Origin of the sequence: Kitasatospora sp. NPDC085895 (assembly GCF_040702125.1) — a bacterium.
In the GTDB taxonomy this organism is placed as follows: Bacteria; Actinomycetota; Actinomycetes; order Streptomycetales; family Streptomycetaceae; genus Kitasatospora; species Kitasatospora arboriphila.
Window position 1 is genome coordinate 1 of record NZ_JBFBJY010000017.1, and the last position, 17,601, is coordinate 17,601.

At 74.0% G+C, this 17,601-nt stretch carries 16 protein-coding genes and 1 pseudogene; 5 read left to right on the forward strand and 12 right to left on the reverse strand.

Features of this window, described 5'->3' with window-relative positions:
* Window positions 1-243 precede the first annotated feature (243 nt).
* The 3 genes and pseudogenes from AB0442_RS13635 to AB0442_RS13645 form a co-directional block, all read right to left on the reverse strand.
* Window positions 244-1,032: a DUF3710 domain-containing protein gene (locus AB0442_RS13635; RefSeq protein ID WP_344628401.1), complete on the reverse strand. Its 789-nt coding sequence runs from the start codon at window positions 1,030-1,032 to the stop codon at window positions 244-246.
* Window positions 1,033-1,034: 2 nt separating this feature from the next.
* A pseudogene (gene dut / locus AB0442_RS13640) lies at window positions 1,035-1,580 on the reverse strand (dUTP diphosphatase).
* Complete coding sequence (locus tag AB0442_RS13645; protein ID WP_363550414.1) at window positions 1,577-2,119, reverse strand: PaaI family thioesterase; 543 nt, start codon at window positions 2,117-2,119, stop codon at window positions 1,577-1,579. Before AB0442_RS13645 ends, dut begins: the two are co-directional and overlap by 4 nt.
* 180 nt (window positions 2,120-2,299) lie before the next feature.
* Here AB0442_RS13645 and AB0442_RS13650 point away from each other — a divergent pair, with 180 nt between their 5' ends.
* Entirely contained in the window at window positions 2,300-2,749 is a 450-nt protein-coding gene (locus AB0442_RS13650; protein WP_363550408.1) for a DUF3093 domain-containing protein, read from the forward strand.
* Between the two features lie 236 nt (window positions 2,750-2,985).
* Here the strand turns inward: AB0442_RS13650 and AB0442_RS13655 are convergent, their stop codons facing one another.
* From AB0442_RS13655 to AB0442_RS13670, 4 genes are all read right to left on the reverse strand, one after another.
* Window positions 2,986-3,285, reverse strand: coding sequence for a DUF4193 domain-containing protein (locus AB0442_RS13655; RefSeq protein WP_030277357.1), 300 nt, complete (start codon window positions 3,283-3,285; stop codon window positions 2,986-2,988).
* A gap of 483 nt (window positions 3,286-3,768) precedes the next feature.
* Entirely contained in the window at window positions 3,769-4,755 is a 987-nt protein-coding gene (locus AB0442_RS13660) for an acyl-ACP desaturase (protein WP_366162760.1), read from the reverse strand.
* Between the two features lie 408 nt (window positions 4,756-5,163).
* Window positions 5,164-6,477 (reverse strand): HAMP domain-containing sensor histidine kinase, encoded by a 1,314-nt coding sequence (locus tag AB0442_RS13665; protein ID WP_366162761.1) that lies wholly within the window; start codon window positions 6,475-6,477, stop codon window positions 5,164-5,166.
* A 103-nt stretch (window positions 6,478-6,580) separates the two neighbouring features.
* Window positions 6,581-7,234, reverse strand: coding sequence for a response regulator transcription factor (locus tag AB0442_RS13670; protein ID WP_030277361.1), 654 nt, complete (start codon window positions 7,232-7,234; stop codon window positions 6,581-6,583).
* Between the two features lie 534 nt (window positions 7,235-7,768).
* Between AB0442_RS13670 and AB0442_RS13675 the strand changes: the two genes are divergently transcribed.
* The gene (locus AB0442_RS13675) at window positions 7,769-7,954 is read left to right on the forward strand and encodes a hypothetical protein (protein WP_263103369.1); all 186 of its coding nucleotides are present in this window, start codon (window positions 7,769-7,771) and stop codon (window positions 7,952-7,954) included.
* A gap of 247 nt (window positions 7,955-8,201) precedes the next feature.
* On the opposite strand, the gene AB0442_RS13680 is transcribed toward AB0442_RS13675, so the two are convergent.
* A complete protein-coding gene (locus AB0442_RS13680) occupies window positions 8,202-9,029 on the reverse strand; it encodes an inositol monophosphatase family protein (RefSeq protein WP_366162763.1) in 828 nt (275 codons plus the stop codon).
* A gap of 29 nt (window positions 9,030-9,058) precedes the next feature.
* The gene (locus AB0442_RS13685; RefSeq protein ID WP_366162765.1) at window positions 9,059-10,195 is read right to left on the reverse strand and encodes a ferrochelatase; all 1,137 of its coding nucleotides are present in this window, start codon (window positions 10,193-10,195) and stop codon (window positions 9,059-9,061) included.
* Window positions 10,196-10,333: 138 nt separating this feature from the next.
* Here AB0442_RS13685 and AB0442_RS13690 point away from each other — a divergent pair, with 138 nt between their 5' ends.
* From AB0442_RS13690 to sepH, 3 genes are all read left to right on the forward strand, one after another.
* Window positions 10,334-11,581 carry an MFS transporter gene (locus AB0442_RS13690; RefSeq protein WP_366162767.1) on the forward strand — a complete coding sequence of 416 codons (1,248 nt, stop codon included), beginning with the start codon at window positions 10,334-10,336 and terminating at the stop codon, window positions 11,579-11,581.
* Window positions 11,582-11,680: 99 nt separating this feature from the next.
* Window positions 11,681-12,997, forward strand: coding sequence for a D-arabinono-1,4-lactone oxidase (locus AB0442_RS13695; RefSeq protein WP_363542284.1), 1,317 nt, complete (start codon window positions 11,681-11,683; stop codon window positions 12,995-12,997).
* A 449-nt stretch (window positions 12,998-13,446) separates the two neighbouring features.
* The gene (gene sepH / locus AB0442_RS13700) at window positions 13,447-14,520 is read left to right on the forward strand and encodes a septation protein SepH (RefSeq protein ID WP_344623281.1); all 1,074 of its coding nucleotides are present in this window, start codon (window positions 13,447-13,449) and stop codon (window positions 14,518-14,520) included.
* A gap of 324 nt (window positions 14,521-14,844) precedes the next feature.
* On the opposite strand, the gene AB0442_RS13705 is transcribed toward sepH, so the two are convergent.
* Genes AB0442_RS13705 through AB0442_RS13715 form a run of 3 tightly spaced genes read right to left on the reverse strand, consistent with a single transcriptional unit; the run spans window position 14,845 to window position 17,594 of the window.
* A complete protein-coding gene (locus tag AB0442_RS13705; RefSeq protein WP_359981713.1) occupies window positions 14,845-15,699 on the reverse strand; it encodes a sulfurtransferase in 855 nt (284 codons plus the stop codon).
* A 41-nt stretch (window positions 15,700-15,740) separates the two neighbouring features.
* Window positions 15,741-16,388 carry a thymidine kinase gene (locus AB0442_RS13710; RefSeq protein ID WP_030277373.1) on the reverse strand — a complete coding sequence of 216 codons (648 nt, stop codon included), beginning with the start codon at window positions 16,386-16,388 and terminating at the stop codon, window positions 15,741-15,743.
* A gap of 48 nt (window positions 16,389-16,436) precedes the next feature.
* Window positions 16,437-17,594: a nucleotide pyrophosphatase/phosphodiesterase family protein gene (locus AB0442_RS13715; protein ID WP_366162770.1), complete on the reverse strand. Its 1,158-nt coding sequence runs from the start codon at window positions 17,592-17,594 to the stop codon at window positions 16,437-16,439.
* Between the last annotated feature and the right edge of the window lie 7 nt (window positions 17,595-17,601).

The following is a 17,601-nucleotide window of genomic DNA, read 5'->3' on the forward strand; positions in this document are numbered from 1 at the left end:
CGCTGTTGAGTTCTCAAGGAACGGACACTTCCTTCGGACCGCCTTCCAGCGGACCCTCCGGGCGTTTCGCTCTTCCGTGTTTCCAGCTTATCAGAGGATTTCCGGCCCGTTTCACCGGGCGTTTCCTTCGACTCGCTTTTTGTCGCCCCTCTCGGCGCGACTCCGGAACTGTACGGGGCTCGGGGCCCCACAAGCAAATCGCCTCCACCCGGTGTCCGACCGGGCGGAGGCGAGGTGCTCGGCTCAGCGGACCTCGGTGATCTCCGGGCCGCGTGCGAACGGGTCCAGCGAGGCGCTGTAGCGCTGTTCGCCGCCCTCGGTGGGGGCGCCGTCGGCGACCATCTGCGCGTCCTCGGGGAGCTTCAGCACGATCGGGTCGCGCGGCGCCATCGGCGCCTCGCCCCGGACCACGACGGTCTGGCGGAAGACCTCTTCCAGGATGCCGGCCATCTCGGGCTGGACGGCGGCCTGGCCGGAGATCACGCCGCGCAGGAACCAGCGCGGACCGTCGCAACCGACGAACCGCACCAGCTGGGCGCCGTGGGTGCCGTCGGGCAGCTGGACGGGGACCTGGGCGCGCAGGTGCCAGCCGAGCGTGCCCTCCTCCTCCTCGATCAGGCCGCCCTGCTGGGTGATGCCGTTGGCGATCTCCTCGCGGACCTCGCCCCAGATGCCCTCCGACTTGGGGGCCGCGAAGGCCTGCAGCTGGATCGCACTGTTGCCGAGGACGAGGGTCGCGGCGACGATCGCGTCACCGGCGACCTCGACGCGCAGCTCCATGCCCTCGACCCCGGGGACCAGCAGACCCCCGAGGTCCACTCGCCCCTCCTCGGGCTGCTCGAGCTCGGAGATGTCCCACGGCCCGTCCGGGCGCGGGGCCGGCGGCAGACCGACCCGGTCGGCCGGGTCCAGCTCGGTGTCGTTCTCGCTCTCGGCGGAACCTTCGACGTCATCGGCCGTCTCGTCGGCGCTGGTGGCGTCCTCGGCGAGCTGCTCGACAGCGTCCTCGCTCTTGTGGCGACGACGGAACACGGTCACTGTCCTTCCCGGTCCAAGACCGAATCCAAGACCGAAGCGAATACCTGCTCGGCTACTGCGAGACCGCGGGCATGCTAGACCGCGGCGTGGCCGCCGGTCGACCCGAACCCGCCTTCGGCTCGCGCCGACCCTGGCAGCTCGGCCACCTCGTGGAAACGCGCCCTCTCCACCTGCTGGATGACCAGCTGGGCGATGCGGTCCCCTCGACGGAAGCTGACGGCCTCGCGCGGGTCCAGGTTGACGACGATCACCTTGATCTCACCACGGTACCCGGCATCGACCGTCCCCGGGGCGTTCACAAGGGCAACTCCGCAACGAGCTGCGAGGCCCGAACGCGGGTGCACGAACGCCGCGTAACCGTCCGGCAGCGCAATGGCGACGCCGGTGGGGAGGACGACCCGCTCGCCGGGGGCGAGTTCGGCGTCGACGGTGGTGCGCAGGTCGGCTCCGGCGTCGCCGGGGTGCTCGTAGCCGGGCATCGGGAGATCGGCGTCGATCCGCCTGATCAGGACGTCCACCGGCGGACGGGCGGTGCTGGTCACGGGTTCACCTCGAAGGCTCTGGCGCGCTTGAACAGGTCCGGGTCGTCCAAGGCCTTCTTGATGTCCTCGGGACGACCGTGCGTGGTGAAGTGTTCCAGCTTCACCTGGATGAAGAGCGCCTGCGCCCGGATGGCCACCGGTCCGTCGGGGCCGCCGATGCGGCCCTCGGCCGCGCTGTAGACCTTGCGGCCGTGCACGCCCGTCACCCAGGCGTGGATGTGCAGCTCGCTGTCGACCGGCACCGGACGGACGAAGTCGGTCTCCAGCCGGCCGGTCACGGCGGGGGCGTGCAGCAGCCAGTTGAGGGTGCCGAGCGTCTCGTCCATCGCGGTGGTGAGCAGACCGCCGTGGGCGAGGCCGGGGCCGCCCTGGTGCACCGCGCGGACGGTGAACCTCGCGTCGACGGTGAGGCCCTCCCCGGCCACCGCGGTCAGCTGCAGCCCGTCGGGGCGCTGCGGGCCGCAGCCGAAGCAGAGGTCGTAGTGGGGCCCGATCGGCGTGCCGGGGGCCGGCGCGCCGGGCGCACGGGGCGGCAGCACGGCGTCGGCGGGCGGCGTGGTCGGCGTCGGGGCGGCGGGGCGGGGCGGCGGCGCGGGGGCGCCCTGCGGCGCGGCGGCGGGGGCGGTGGAACCGGTCACGCCCGCGATGCTACCCGCCAGTAGCAAACGGCGGGAGGGGCGTGGGCGGGAGCGGCCGTGCGGGCGCCCACAATAGGGGGCATGTACGACGAACGCCTCACCGTCCCGCGGTCCTGGTGGCTGCTCCCGCTCGTGACGGGCCTGTCCCTCGGCCTGGTCCTGCTGCGCTTCAGCGGCCTCGGCGCCCTGATCGGCCTGGTGGTCGGCATCGCCGCCGCCGCGGCCGCGCTCAGCTCCTACGGCTCGGCCCGGATCCGGGTGGTCCAGGGCTCGCTGGTGGCCGGGCAGGCCCGGATCCCGGTGGACGCGCTCGGCACCGCCGAGGTGCTCAACCCGGCGGAGGCGGTCGCCTGGCGCGGTGTGAAGGCGGACCCGCGGGCCTTCATGCTGCTGCGCAGCTACGTGCCGACGGCGCTGCGGGTGGAGGTCACCGACCCGTCCGACCCGACGCCGTACCTGTACCTGTCCACCCGCTCGCCGCAGAAGCTGGCCGACGCGCTGCAGGGTGCCCGCCGGGCCGCCCAGCGCTGAGCCGCGGGGGCGCCGGGCCCGGCGGACGTGCCGCGGACGGGCCCGGAAACGGAGGAGGGACGGCTCCGCGGGTGGCGGACCGTCCCATTGCTCCTGTGGTCGCAGGCGCCCGGCCTGCGGGTGCGGCCCCCGTACGGGGCCCGCGTCTGCTGCCTCCGGCCTTGCTGCCCAGGGCCGGCGGGGTGGCCTTCCGGGCCGACGGTGAGGCGTCGGGCCCGGGCCATTCCGCACCGTGCTCAGGCGCCGCAGTCCCGGCAGATCGGCTGACCGTTCTTCTCGCTGTAGAGCTGGCTGCGGTGGTGCACCAGGAAGCAGCTCATGCAGGTGAACTCGTCGGCCTGGCGCGGCAGCACCCGGACCGACAGCTCCTCGTTCGAGAGGTCGGCGCCGGGGAGCTCCAGACCCTCCGCCGCGTCGAACTCGTCGATGTCGACCGAACCGGTCGTCTTCTCGTTCCGCCGCGCCTTCAGTTCCTCGATGCTGTCCTCGTTGAGGTCGTCATCGGTCTTGCGTGGGGTGTCGTAGTCCGTAGCCATGTTTTCGCTCTCCCCCTTTGGGTGTGTGCGGTATCTCCAGCGCACGTAACGCATGGGGGGCCGGTCTTGTGCCCGACCCGAGGCGGAGATTTTGCCTTACTTCAAGCCCCGTTACTCAATCGACACCCGGTTTCGGACCCGTTGGGGTGACCGAACGGGGTTCGAACACCGCCGCGGGTGGTCGGCCCGGTCGGGCCGGGACGGGGCCCGGACGACTACCTTGGGTAGCGGCGCCCCTGCCGTTCCTTCACCAATTGACCCTGGCCACGGCATATTTGGTGACAGATCGACATTTTCGGGACCTCTCCGGCCGGTCACCCAGCGCCACGGCGCCCGACCGGGGGTCGAGCGCCGTGCGGCGCCGCGGGGATGCGTCGAATGGCCCGATGTGAACTTGGTCACATCTCACACCTTTCCGGAGGATCCCGGACATTCCCGGTGCGGCCGGACGGCCCCGCGGACGCCCTCGCGGAAACGGCCGGATCAGGCCTTCGCGGCGGCCGCGGCGGCCCGGCGGGCGAGCAGCGCGGCCTGGCGCTCGTCGAACTTGGTGGCCTGGGCGTCCAGGCCGTCCAGGAAGGCGCCGAGCTGCTCCTGGGCCTGCTGGCCGGAGCCGCCGAGCCCGGTGGTCTCCAGGACCTTCAGGTGGCGCAGCACGGGCTGCAGCACGTCGTCGTGGTGGATGCGCAGGTTGTAGACGCCGCCGATGGCGATCTGGGCGGCGGAGCGCTCGAAGCCGGGCATGCCGTGGCCGGGCATCCGGAAGTTGGTGACGACCTCGGTGATGGCGTTCATCGCCTCGTCCGGGGCGATCTCCAGGGCCGCCTTCAGCAGGTTCCGGTAGAAGACCATGTGCAGGTTCTCGTCGTTGGCGATCTTCGCCAGCAGCTGGTCGCACAGCGGGTCGCCGGAGTGGTGGCCGGTGTTGCGGTGCGCGATGCGGGTCGCGAGCTCCTGGAAGGCCACGTAGGCCACCGAGTGCAGCATGCTGTGCGAGTTGTCGGACTCGAAGCCCTCCGACATGTGCGCCATACGGGCCCGCTCCAGCTCGACCGGGTCCACGGCGCGGGTGGCCAGCAGGTAGTCGCGGATGGCTATGCCGTGCCGGCCCTCCTCGGCCGTCCAGCGGTGCACCCAGGTGCCCCAGGCGCCCTCGCGGCCGAACATGGTCGCGATCTCGTGGTGGTAGCTCGGGAGGTTGTCCTCGGTGAGCAGGTTGACCACCAGCGAGATCCGCGCCAGCGGGGTCACCTTGGACTGCTCGGGCGCCCACGCCTCCCCGCCGAGCACGCCGTCGAAGTCCCGCCCCTGGCTCCACGGCACGTACTCGTGGGGCATCCACTCCTTGGCGACCTTGAGGTGCCGGTTCAGCTCGCCCTCGACGACCTCTTCGAGGGCCAGGATCAGCTTGGCGTCGGTCCAGGCGGTCGACGCGGGCGGTGCGGTGCGCTGGACGGGTGCGATGGTCACGGCTGGTGCTCCTGTGTGCGGCGTCCGGCGCGTCGGGCGGGATGGGGCCGACGGCGGCTGCGCGGACGGTGACGGAACGGGGGACGGGGGCGGGCGGCACGAGCGCGGAGGCGGACGCGGCGGCCGTCCGGGTCGGCCCACTTACGGCTGCGTAGGTTACGACACCGTAAGTTGTTTCGGCGGGAAAAGACAAGCCGCCCCCTGCCAGCGCTTATGCCGTCTTGACACGGCCGGCGGGGGCGGCGGAGGGCGGTCGGTGATCGGTCGCGCACGGAGCGGCGCGGCCGGGTGCGGCGGCGTCGGCGGGGCGGCGGCCGCCGCCGCCCCGGAGGGGTCCGGGACGGCGGCGGAAGGGGTCGGGAAGGGGCCTGGCGGGGCCCTGGGCGGACTCGGCGGGCCGGGTGTGCGTCAGGGCCCGGGGATGCGCACCCGGATCGTCAGGCCGCCGCCGGGGCGCGGCGTGGCCTCGATGGTGCCGCCGTGCGCGCGGACGACCGAGCGGACGATGGACAGGCCGAGGCCCACGCCCTTGTCGCTGCGGGTCCGGTCGGCGCCCTTGACCCGGCGGAACGGCTCGAAGATGTGCTCCATCTCGTAGCCGGGCACCACCGGGCCGGTGTTGGAGACGACCAGCTCGCCGACGCCGCCCGGGGCGGGGGCGCTGGACATCTCCACCCAGCCGTCCGGGGTGTTGTAGCGCACCGCGTTCTGCAGCAGGTTGAGCGCGATCCGCTCCAGCAGCACGCCGTTGCCGGAGACCGTCACCGGGTGGAGCTCGGAGCGGAGCTCGACCTCGCGGGTCGCCGCCTCGGGCCTCAGCTGCTCCAGGGCCCGCAGGGCGACCTCGGAGAGCTCGACCGGGCGCCGGTCGGTGATCTCGTTGTCGCTGCGGGCGAGCAGCAGCAGGCCCTCGACGAGCTGCTCGCTGCGCTCGTTGGTGGCGAGCAGGGTCTTGCCGAGCTGCTGCACCTCGGGCGAGGCCTGCGGGTCGGCGAGCTGGACCTCCAGCAGCGTCCGGTTGATCGCCAGCGGGGTGCGCAACTCGTGCGAGGCGTTGGCGACGAAGCGGCGCTGCGAGTCGAAGGAGCGGTCGAGCCGGTCGAGCATGTCGTCGAAGGTGTCGGCGAGCTCCTTCAGCTCGTCGTCGGGCCCGTCGAGCTGGATGCGGCGGTGCAGGTCGGAGCCGGCGACCTCGCGGGCGGTTCGGGTGATCCGGCCGAGCGGGCGCAGCACCCGGCCGGCCATCGCGTAGCCGGCCGCGAAGGCGATCACGGCGAGGCAGATCAGGGCGGTGAGGGCCTTGCGCAGCAGGGTGTTGAGCGACCGCTCGGCCTCGATGTCCTGGTAGTGGTTGAGCCAGCGGGTCAGCTCCGCCTGGCTGTTGATGACCTCGCCGTCGGGGGTGGTGAGCGAGACGCCGGGGCCCAGCCGCAGGGTGGGCAGGGTGGCGCTCTGCATGGCCTCGCGGACGAAGTAGTACATGAGCAGCAGCAGGACGACGCCGGCCATCAGGAACATCCCGCCGTAGAGCAGGGTGAGCCTGATCCGCACGGTGGGGCGCAGCGACAGCCAGGCGAACAGTCCGTCGCCGGGGTGGTACTGCGTGGCGGGCCGCTCGGCGGCGGCCGCGCCGATCGGGGTGCGGGCCGGGTGCTGCTGGACCGGGCCCGGGCCGCCGGCGGGCGCGCCGGGGGCCCCGCCGGCGGGGGGCGGGGTGGTCATGGCCTGTCCTCTCGGGTGCTGCGGTGGGGCGGGTGCCGCGCCGGCGGTGCCGGCGGGGCGGGGGGCGCGGGCGGGCCGGTGCGGCCGGCCCGCCGGTGCCGGGTCAGATGCGGTAGCCGGAGCCGGGCACGGTGACGATCACGGCCGGGTCGCCGAGCTTGCGGCGCAGGGTCATCACGGTGACGCGGACGACGTTGGTGAACGGGTCGGTGTGCTCGTCCCAGGCCTTCTCCAGGAGCTGTTCGGCGGAGACGACGGCGCCGCCGGCGCGCATCAGCACCTCCAGGACGGCGAACTCCTTGGGGGCGAGCTGGACGGGCTTGCCGTCGCGGAGCACTTCGCGGCGGCCGGGGTCGAGGCTGATGCCGGCGCGCTCCAGGACCGGCGGCAGCGGGACGGTGGCGCGGCGGCCCAGCGCCCGTACCCGGGCGACGAGTTCGCTGAAGGCGAACGGCTTGGGGAGGTAGTCGTCGGCGCCGATCTCCAGGCCCTCGACGCGGTCGCTGATGTCGCCGGAGGCGGTGAGCATGATGACGCGGGTGGCGAGGCCCTGCTCGACGACCCGGCGGCACACGTCGTCGCCGTGGACGAGCGGGAGGTCGCGGTCGAGGACGACCACGTCGTAGTCGTTTACGGCGATCCGCTGCAGGGCCGCCTCCCCGTCGTAGACGACGTCGACGGCCATGGCCTCGCGGCGCAGCCCGGTGGCCACGGCCTCGGCGAGCAGTTGCTCGTCCTCGACGACGAGTACCCGCACGGTGGTTGTCCCTTCATCCGATCGGCCCCGCCGTGCTGTCCGCCCGTGCGGGCCGTGGTGCGCCGGGCACGGAGCCGCGCCCTACGGCACGGCCCCGACGGTGCCTCCATCCTGCCTGGTCCGCGGGTAAAGCAGCTGTAAGCGGCCGATTCCGAGCCGTTCCCGGCCGCGGCGGGCCGCTTCCGGTAGGTTGACCTGCGAGGACACCCCGGGGTGGGGGCCGGGTGCCGGAGCGGAGCGAAAGCGTTCCCTCCGGTTGGACTGTGACACGGGCAACTTTCCGGCGGCGGGGAGGTTTCCCCGGCCCGCGGTTGGGGAGGACAAGCTCACACGCGATCGCGCCGTGCGCGGATCGCACCCACCCGCCGCGTGCTCATCCGCACCGGATCGGGGGTCACGTCATCGGGAGCGGCCGACGAGCCGTCTCCGCGCCCACCGGGGCCGGCAACGTCCGGATCGTGCGGCGTCCCGTGGCACGTCCACCGACCGGGGAGCACGCGGACCCGTGCCCGTCCGACACAGCAAGGGGGCCGTATGGACGCCTTCACCGCCGGAATCCTGCAGCGCATACAGAACGCCGAGCAGGACCTCCACCGCGCTCTCGAGTCCGGGGACGAGTTCCTGGCCGAGGTCGAGCAGTCCGAGCTGGAGGACCTGCGCCGGCTGGCTGCCGAGCACGGCGTCGACCCGGTGCACGAGATGCACCGGTCGGCTGCCTGACCCGGCCGCAGGACCGACACCCGCCCCGCCCCCGCGGGGCCCCGCAGGACCGAACCACAGCAGCACCACATCGCAGTTCGAATCAGCGAGCCCTGGCACCTCCCGCGTGCCAGGGCCCATTCACTGCCCGGGCGCACCCGGCCGCACGGCTCCGTCCGACGGCCGCGAGGGCCCGCCACCGCCCCTCGCGGGGTGGTGGCGGGCCCTTTGCCGTGTCCAGGGCCTTTGCCGTGTCCGGGGCCCGGGGTCAGCCGTGCCAGGCGCCGAGGGCGTCCAGGCGGGCCTGGAGCGGTTCGAAGACGCCGGGGGCGGCGGCCACCGCGAGGTCGCCGCCGGCGGGCCGGCCGGGACGGCCGCCGGCGAGCGCGCCCGCCTCGCGGGCGATCAGCAGGCCGGCCGCCATGTCCCAGGGCTTGAGGCCGCGCTCGTAGAACGCGTCGACCCGGCCGGCGGCGAGGTCGCACAGGTCGACGGCGGCGGCGCCGGCCCGGCGGATGTCGCGGACCTCGGGCATCAGGGCGAGCAGCACTTCGGCCTGGTGGGCGCGCTCGGCCTGCACGTAGTTGAAGCCGGTGGCGACCAGCACCTGCCCCCAGGGCGGGGCCGGGCGCACCGCGAGGGGGCGGCCGTCGAGGTCGGCGCCGCCGCCGCGGACGGCCCGGAAGAGTTCGCCGCGGGCGGGCACGGCGACGACCCCGACGATCGCCTCGCCGTCCAGTTCGGCGGCCACGCTGACGCCCCAGGAGGGGAGCCCGTACAGGTAGTTGACGGTGCCGTCGAGCGGGTCGACGACCCAGCGGACGCCGCTGCGGCCGGGCCGGTCGGTGCCCTCCTCGCCGAGGTAGCCGTCCTCGGGGCGGCGGGCGGCGATCAGCTCCTGGACGAGCTTCTCGGAGGCGAGGTCCATCTCGGTGACCACGTCGACGGGGCTGCTCTTGGTGGCGGCCACGCCGAGGTCGGCCGGGCGGCCGCGGTGCAGCAGCTCGGCCGCCGCGCGGGCGGCCTCCTCGGCGACGGCGAGCAGTTCGGCCGTCAGCGCGGCGGCCTGCGGGTCGGTGGGCGCGGTGCCGGTCACGCGGGGTCCTCCCGGGTACGGGGTGCGGGTCACTGTTCGGCGGCCGCGGGCCGCGGGGCGCGCGGGTTGGGGCAGCAGGCCGCGGCGCAGACGTCGTGGCTGGGACCGAGGGTGCCGAGGGCGCGGCGGTCGACCGCGGCACCGCGTTCGGCGGCGGCGCGCTCCAGGACGAGTTCGCGCACCGCGGCGGCGAACCTCGGGTCGGCGCCGACGGTGGCCGCCCGGGCGACCGGCAGGCCGAGTTCGGCGGCCTTCGCGGCGGCCTCGGTGTCGAGGTCGTACTTGACCTCCATGTGGTCGGAGACGAAGCCGATCGGCACCATCACGGCGGCGGGCGCGCCGGCGGCGTGGAGCTCCTCCAGCCGGTCGCAGACGTCCGGCTCCAGCCACGGGACGTGCGGGGCGCCGCTGCGGCTCTGGTAGACGAGCTCCCAGGGGCGGTCGGCGGCGCCGGTGGCCGCGGCGACGGCCTCGGCGACCAGCCGGGCGACGTCGAGGTGCTGGGCGACGTAGGCGCCGCCGGGGGTGCCGCGGGCCGGGTCGTCGGGGGCGCCGGAGCTGTCGGCCGCCGCGTTCGGGATCGAGTGCGTGGTGAAGACGAGGTGCGCCCCGGCGCGGACCTCCTCGGGCAGGTCGCCGAGGGCGGCGAGGGTCGCGTCGATCATCGGGCCGACGAAGCCGGGGTGGTTGTAGAAGTGCCGGAGCTTGTCGACGCGCAGTGCGGGCAGGCCGTCGCGGGCGAGCCCGGCGAGGGCGTCGGCGAGGTTCTCGCGGTACTGGCGGCAGCCGGAGTAGCCGGCGTAGGCGCTGGTGGCGAGGGTGAGCACCCGGCGGTGGCCGTCGGCGGCGATCTCCTTCAGGGTGTCGGCCAGGTACGGCGCCCAGTTCCGGTTGCCCCAGTAGACCGGCAGGTCGAGGCCGTGGTCGGCGAAGTCCTTGCGCAGCGCGGCCAGCAGCTCGCGGTTCTGCTCGTTGATCGGGCTGACCCCGCCGAACAGGAAGTAGTGCTTGCCGACCTCGGCGAGGCGCTCCTTGGGGATGCCCCGGCCGCGGGTCACGTTCTCCAGGAACGGCACGACGTCCTCCGGTCCCTCCGGACCGCCGAAGGAGAGCAGCAGGAGCGCGTCGTAGGGGGCGTGGTCGGTGGCGGTGCGCGAGTCGGACATGGCTCCGATCCTGCCACCCGGCGGGGTCCGGCCGCTGACGGGCCACCCGTCCGCCGGAAATGTCTTCGCGGGGGGCGGCAGGCTGTTCGTAAGCTGTCCATACGAACGACGTTCCTTACCCACTCCTGCGGAGCACCAGTGCTGTCCAGCTACCGCCAGATCTTCGCCGCCCCCGGCAGTCTGGCCTTCTCCTCCAGCGGCTTCGTGTCGCGGCTGCCGATCTCCATGACCGGCATCGGCATCGTCACGATGCTCGCCCAGCTCCGCGGCTCGTTCGGGATCGCCGGCGCGGTCTCCGCCGTCCTCGCGGCGGCCGCGGCGGTGCTCGGCCCGCAGGTGTCCCGCCTGGTCGACCGGCACGGGCAGCGGCGGGTCGCGCTGCCGGCCACCTCCGCGGCCGTGGCCTCCGCGGCGGGCCTGCTGGCCTGCGCCCGGCTCGGCGCCCCCGACTGGACGCTCTTCCTCTTCGCCGCCGGCATGGGCGTCATGCCGAGCACCGGGTCGATGGTCCGCGCCCGCTGGGCGCACCTGTACAGCGACCGGCCGGACCGGCTGCACACCGCGTACTCCTTCGAGGCGGTGATGGACGAGGTCTGCTTCATCGTCGGGCCGATCCTCTCCATCGGGCTCGCCACCTCGCTCTTCCCGGAGGCAGGCGTCGCGCTGGCCGCCGTCTTCCTGCTGGTCGGCGTGGTGTGGTTCTGCGCGCAGCGCTCCACCGAGCCGCCCGTCCATCCGGCCGCGCACCACCACGGCGGGTCGGCGATCCGTTCCGCCGGGCTGCAGGTGCTGGTGCTGACCTTCGTCGCCACCGGCGCGATCTTCGGCGCGGTCGAGGTGGTCACCGTCGCCTTCGCCAAGGAGCAGGGCCACACCGCGGCCTCCAGCCTGGTGCTCGCCGTGTACGCGCTGGGCTCCTGCCTGGCCGGAGTGGTGTTCGGCGCGTTCCGGCCGCGCGGGTCGCTGGCCGGCCGGTTCCTCGGCGGGGTCGGCGCGATGGCGGTCGGCATGCTGCCGCTGGTGCTGGCCGCCTCCCTGCTGCACGGCACGGCCGGCCTGGTCGGCATCGGGGCGGCGCTGTTCGTCGCCGGCCTGTCGATCTCCCCGACGATGATCACCGCGATGGCGCTGGTCGAGCGGCTCGTCCCGGCCTCGAAGCTCACCGAGGGGATGACCTGGACGACCACCGGCCTCGCGATCGGCGTCGCGCTCGGTTCCTCGGCGGCGGGCTGGGTGGTGGACGCCGCCGGCGCCGCCACCGCCTACTGGGTGCCCCTCGGGGCCGCCCTGCTCGCCGCGGTCGCCGCCCTGGCCGGACTGCCGCGGCTGCGCGGCGGGCTGGCCGCCCCCGAGCCCGAGCCGGTGGGCACCCCCGCGGCTCGGTGAGCAGCGCCCGGACGGGGCCCTTCGGGGCATGGACCGGGGGCATCCGAGTGACTACGCTCACCCTACCCACTGGTAGTTCGTGAGCAGGAGGCACTCGGCATGCCCCACGGCACCACCACCGGCACCTGGAGCAACTGGGCCGGCAACCAGACCGCCCGGCCCGCCCGGGCGGTCGCTCCCGGCTCCGCCGAGGAGATCGCCGAGACGGTGCGACGGGCCGCCGAGCAGGGGCAGCGGGTCAAGGCGGTCGGCTCCGGCCACTCCTTCACCGCGATCGCCTCGGCCGGCGACGCCGTGCTGGTGCGCCCGGACGCCCTGACCGCCGTCCGCTCGCTGGACCGCGAGGCCGGCACGGTCACCGTCGAGTCCGGACTGCCGCTCTCCCGGCTCAACCGGCTGCTCGCCGCGGCCGGGCTGTCGCTGACCAACATGGGCGACATCGAGGTGCAGACCGTCGCCGGCGCCACCAGCACGGGCACCCACGGCACCGGCCGGGACTCCGGCTCGCTCGCCGCCCAGATCCGCGCGGTGGAGATCGTCCTCGCCGACGGCAGCATCCGCACCTGCTCCCCGACCGAGGACCCCGAGCTCTTCCAGGGGGCCCGGCTCGGCCTCGGCGCGCTCGGCGTGGTCAGCGCACTGACCTTCGCCGTGGAGCCGGCCTTCCTGCTGACCGCGCACGAGAAGCCGATGCGCTTCGACGAGGTGCTCGCCGGCTTCGACGACCTGGCCTCGGTCAACGAGCACTTCGAGTTCTACTGGTTCCCGCACACCGATCTGTGCACCACCAAGCGGAACAACCGCAGCCCGGGCCCGGCGGCGCCGCTGCCGGGATTCCGGGCCTGGCTGGACGACGACTTCCTGTCCAACACCGTGTGGGAGGGCGTCTGCCGCGTCGGCCGCCGCTTCCCCGCCGCGATCCCGACCATCGCCCAGGTCGCCGGCCGGGCCTGGTCCGAGCGCACCTACACCGACACCGCGTACAAGGTGTTCACCAGTCCGCGGAAGGTCCGCTTCGTCGAGATGGAGTACGCGGTGCCGCGGGAGGCCGCGACCACCGTGCTGCGCGAGCTGAAGGCGCTGGTGGAACGCTCCGACTGGCGGATCAGCTTCCCGGTGGAGGTCCGGGTGGCGCCCGCGGACGACCTGTGGCTGTCCACCGCCAGCGGCCGCGACAGCGTGTACGTCGCCGTCCACCTGTACCGGGGCACCGCCGACAGCGGCTACTTCACCGAGGTGGAGCGGCTCATGACGGCGCACCAGGGACGCCCGCACTGGGGCAAGCTGCACACCCGCGACGCCGAGTACCTGGCCGGTGCGTACCCGCACTTCGGCGACTTCACGGCGCTGCGGGACAAGGTCGACCCGGGCCGGGTGTTCGCCAACGACTACCTCCGCCGGGTGCTCGGGGACTGACGGAGGATCGGCAGCAGTTTCCTCGCTCACGCGCCGGAGACTCGAACAATTCTGTCGATCCTGCACGGCACGGGACACAACGGGCGAAATTCTGCTTCAGCCCGGTCGATATATGTGAAGATGATCACCGTTCGGCGATCGCGAAGCGCTCAACGGTGTGGCCGCTCTTGAGATTCCGGTGAATCGGGGGAGACTTGAGCGGCGAGCCGCACCGCTGGGTGCCACGAATGGAGTACTGTTCGTTGGGCCTGAGCCTTCGGCGTTCCTGTTGACTGCCCGTCTGACAGCGGCCTAGGGGCCCGGGCGCGACGTCGACCGGCGACGTGGCGAACAGGCAACCGTGCCACAGCGGCGTGCCCGGGCGTAAGCCCGACACGCCGGGTAACTCTGCAAGGTTGTGGCCAGTCGCAGGCGGGCAGGCCACACTCAGTACGGGAGCAGCGACGCAGGTGACGTCGGCAGGCACCACCCGGGAGGTAACCGTGCCCGAACTGCGCGTCGTGGCCGTCAGCAATGACGGCACACGGCTGGTGCTCAAGGCTGCCGACAGCACGGAGTACACCCTCCCCATCGACGAGCGGCTGCGCGCCGCCGTCCGCGGCGACCGGCCGCGCCTCGGCCAGATCGAGATCGAGGTCGAGAGCCACCTGCGGCCCCGTGACATCCAGGCGCGGATACGAGCCGGTGCCTCCGCGGAGGAGGTCGCACAGGCGGCGGGGATCTCCGTCGAACGGGTCCGCCGCTTCGAGGGCCCGGTGCTGGCCGAGCGCGCCTTCATGGCCGAACGCGCCCGCAAGACCGCGATCCGCCGGCACGGCGAGTCCACCGGCCCGCAGCTCGGCGAGGCCGTGGCCGAGCGGCTGACCCTGCGCGCCGCCGAGAAGGACACCGAGCGGTGGGACTCCTGGCGCCGCGACGACGGCACCTGGGAGGTCATCCTCAGCTACCGCGCGGACGGCGAGCACCGCCGCGCCAGCTGGACGTACGACCCGCCGCGCCGCCTCGTCCAGCCGAACGACGACGAGGCCCGCGCCCTGATCGGCGAGAACGTCGACCGCGACGAGGACTCGGTCTTCCCGTTCATCCCGCGGATCGCCCGGCTCCCCCAGGAGCGGCCGGCCCGCGCGATGATCGAACGGCCCTCCGCCGACCGGATCATGTCCGGCCGGGAGGTCCGCGAGGCCAGGGAGGCGTCCGCGGAGAACCGCGACTCGCTGACCAGCCTGCTCGACGTGGTGCCCGCCTACCGCGGCGACCTCGCGATCGGCCCCGCGCCGGAGCCGGTGATCGCCGCCGAGGAGCCGGAGGAGGCCGAGGAGCCGGCCGCCCCCGCGGCCAGCGTCGGCGCCGGGTCGGCCTACGCCGACATCCTCATGCCGCGGGCGGTCGCCCCGCACCGCGAGCGGCTGGTCGGCACCACCGACCGGCAGGCCGAGGCCGACGGCGTCCGCCCCGGCCGCCGCGCCACCGTGCCCAGCTGGGACGAGATCGTCTTCGGCAGCCGACGCAAGAAGCAGGAGTGACCGGACACGCACACACAGGGGCGGCTTCCCGTGGGGGAGGCCGCCCCTGCTGCTGTCCCGGTGCACGTCTTCAGGGGTGAGCCGCATCCGTCAGGAGCACCGCTCCCGGACTGCGCCCTCGGGAGACGGCGCCTAGGGCCTGTCTGACGATTCGCGTCGCATCGGCGCGCGGCGTCGGGCGCCCGACCGGGCGTGCCGCCGTATCGGCCTCGTACCGGACGTACTCGGGCGATGCGGCGGTGCGTCCGGTCGTGGGGGCACCTCCCGGCCGAAGGCTGGGGGAGATCCGGCGTCGCGCGCGCGGCGGGAATCGTCAAACAAGCCCTAGCCCGGGAGGTCGCCGGTGGCCGCCGGGCGGGCCGGGTCGCCGGACCACTCGCTCCACGAGCCCGGGTAGAGCACCGCGCCGGTGATCCCCGCGCTCTCCAGCGCCAGCAGCTCGTGCGCCGCCGTCACCCCCGAGCCGCAGTACACGCCGAGCGGCACCGAGCCGTCCGCACCGAGCGCGGCGAACCGCGCCGCCAGCTCCGCCCGGGGACGGAAGGTGCCGTCCGCCGCCACGTTCTCCGCCGTCGGCGCCGACACCGCGCCCGGGACGTGGCCCGCCCGCGGGTCGATCGGCTCCACCTCGCCGCGGTACCGCTCCCCCGCCCGGGCGTCCAGCAGCACGCCCTTGCGCGCCAGCTCCGCCGCGCCGTCCGCGTCCACCGTCGGCAGCGACCCGGGCACCGGCACGAAGTCCCCCGCCCCGTCGGCCGGTCGCTCCACCGACTCGGGCCGCCCCGCCGCCCGCCACGCCGCCAGACCGCCGTCCAGCACCCGCACCCCGTCGTGCCCCGCCCAGCGCAGCAGCCACCACGCCCGCGCCGCCGACATCGCCGGGCCCGCGTCGTACACCACCACCGGCCGGCCCGCCGACACCCCGGCCCGGCGCAGCGCCGCGCCCAGCACCGCCGGGTCGGGCAGCGGATGCCGGCCGGCCGGGCCGGGCGGGGCGGCCAGCTCGGTGTCCAGGTCCAGGTAGTGCGCACCGGGCAGGTGCCCGGCCGCGTACTCGCCCGCGCCGGGCGGGCCGCCCAACTGCCAGCGGACGTCGAGCAGGACGGGCGGCGTCGGCCCCGCCAGGGCGGCGGCCAGCTCGTCGACGGAGATCAGCGGGGAAACACCCGAGGAAGTCATGTCCGCCATTGTGGCAAGACCGGGCCGTCGCCGACGGACCGTCAGCCCTCGAACGGCAGCACGTCGGGGGAGAGCACCGACGCCCGGGCGGTCGCCGCCGTCAACCGCCGCCGGTGGTGACGCCGGCAGAGCACCTCGTAGCCGATCTGGTCCTCCGAGACCGCCACGTCGCCGACCACCACCTGCGCACCCTCGACGACCATCACCCCGCCGACCGTCCGCGCGTTGTGCGTCGCCCGCGCCCCGCACCAGCAGAGCGCCTCCACCTGCAGCACCTCGACCCGGTCCGCCAGCTCGATCAGCCGCTGCGACCCCGGGAACAGCTTCGTCCGGAAGTCCGTCGTGATGCCGAACGTGTAGACGTCAATGCCGAGTTCGTCGACCACCCGGGCCAACTGGTCGATCTGCTCCGCCGAGAAGAACTGCGCCTCGTCGCAGATCAGGTAGTCCGCCTTGCCGCCCGCCGACAGCAGGTGCACCACGTGTGCCTGGAAGTCGAAGTCGTCGGCGACCTCCACCGCGTCCGCGCGCAGCCCCAGCCGGCTGGAGATCGTCGCCGCGCCCGCCCGGTCGTGCCGGGTGAAGATGATGCCCTGGCGGCCGCGCGCCGCGTGGTTGTGGTCCATCTGCAGCGCCAGCGTCGACTTGCCGCAGTCCATCGTGCCCGAGAAGAACACCAGTTCAGCCATGGGTGGGACGAGGGCCTTTCGATCGTGGGACGGGCGGTGCGGACAGCATCAGGTACGGACGTCGAGCAGCGGCACCAGCTGCTCCACCGCGGTCATCGACCCGTGCAGGCCGACCATCGAGGACTCCCCCGGCTCGTTCCGCGAGGCGACCACCGCGATGTCGTCCCGCGCCGCCGCCACCACGTCGCCGATCCGCGGCAGCACCCGCTCGTCCACCACGGGACCGAACCAGCCGGCCGCGACCGCCTGCTCCCGGGTGGCCACCCACATCCGGTCGCCCAGCACCTCGCTCCAGACCGCGTGGACGTCCGCCGCCGCACCCGGCACCGCGTACACGTGCCGTGCCCGGCCCTCGCCGCCCAGCAGCGCCACGCCCGCCGACAGCTCCCAGTCCTCGTCGAAGTCGACCCGGTCCTCCGGCGCGACGTCGATCATGCCGTGGTCCGCCGTCACGTACAGCGCCGACCGCGGCGGCAACTGCTCCGCCAGCCGCTTCACCAGCCGGTCCACCGTGTTCAGCGTCATCCGCCACTCGTCCGAGTCCACCCCGAACCGGTGGCCCGCCCCGTCCAGCTCGCTCACGTACGTGTAGACCAGCGCCCGGTCGTTCCCCGCCAGCCAGCGCGCCGCCTCGTCCATCCGCTCCTCACCGGTCGTCCGGCCCAGGAACGTCCCGCCCGAGAGCGCGACCTGCGTCAACGGCGTCTGCGAGAACAACGGCGAGGACACCTGCGCCGTCGCCACGCCCGCCCGCGACACCCGCTCGAACACCGTCGGGTGCGGCTGCCACTCCCGCGGCGGCACCGGCGGCACCCAGCGCAACTGGTTCATCAGCTCGTTCCGGCCCGGAACCCGCACCGTGTACCCGGCCAGGCCGTGCACCCCGGGCGTCAGCCCCGTCCCCACCGAGGCCAGCGAGGTCGCCGTCGTCGACGGGAACCCCGACGTGATCGGACTCGCCCCGGCCGACAGCGACGTCAGGAACGGCGCGTACTCCGGATGCCGGCGGACGAGCTCCCAGCCCATGCCGTCCACCAGGAACACGCAGACCCGGTCCGCCGGCTCCAGCAGCAGCCCGCTCTCGAAGCCGGGCACGCCGAGGCCGGCCGCCACCGCCGGCAGCAGGTCCGCCAGCGAACCGCAGCCGTACGCCGGAGCCGGGGCGTCCGAAGGATCGAGGATCTCGAAGGCGTCGTAACCGAGCATGCGTGAC

What these genes read in the sequence shown, in the direction of transcription:
- AB0442_RS13650 (WP_363550408.1), top strand. Translation starts at nt 2,300, where the DNA reads ATGTACGACGAACGCCTCACCGTCCCGCGGTCCTGGTGGCTGCTCCCG.
- AB0442_RS13655 (WP_030277357.1), bottom strand. Translation starts at nt 3,285, where the DNA reads ATGGCTACGGACTACGACACCCCACGCAAGACCGATGACGACCTCAAC.
- AB0442_RS13665 (WP_366162761.1), bottom strand. Translation starts at nt 6,477, where the DNA reads ATGACCACCCCGCCCCCCGCCGGCGGGGCCCCCGGCGCGCCCGCCGGC.
- AB0442_RS13675 (WP_263103369.1), top strand. Translation starts at nt 7,769, where the DNA reads ATGGACGCCTTCACCGCCGGAATCCTGCAGCGCATACAGAACGCCGAG.
- AB0442_RS13685 (WP_366162765.1), bottom strand. Translation starts at nt 10,195, where the DNA reads ATGTCCGACTCGCGCACCGCCACCGACCACGCCCCCTACGACGCGCTC.
- AB0442_RS13695 (WP_363542284.1), top strand. Translation starts at nt 11,681, where the DNA reads ATGCCCCACGGCACCACCACCGGCACCTGGAGCAACTGGGCCGGCAAC.
- AB0442_RS13705 (WP_359981713.1), bottom strand. Translation starts at nt 15,699, where the DNA reads ATGACTTCCTCGGGTGTTTCCCCGCTGATCTCCGTCGACGAGCTGGCC.
- AB0442_RS13710 (WP_030277373.1), bottom strand. Translation starts at nt 16,388, where the DNA reads ATGGCTGAACTGGTGTTCTTCTCGGGCACGATGGACTGCGGCAAGTCG.
- AB0442_RS13715 (WP_366162770.1), bottom strand. Translation starts at nt 17,594, where the DNA reads ATGCTCGGTTACGACGCCTTCGAGATCCTCGATCCTTCGGACGCCCCG.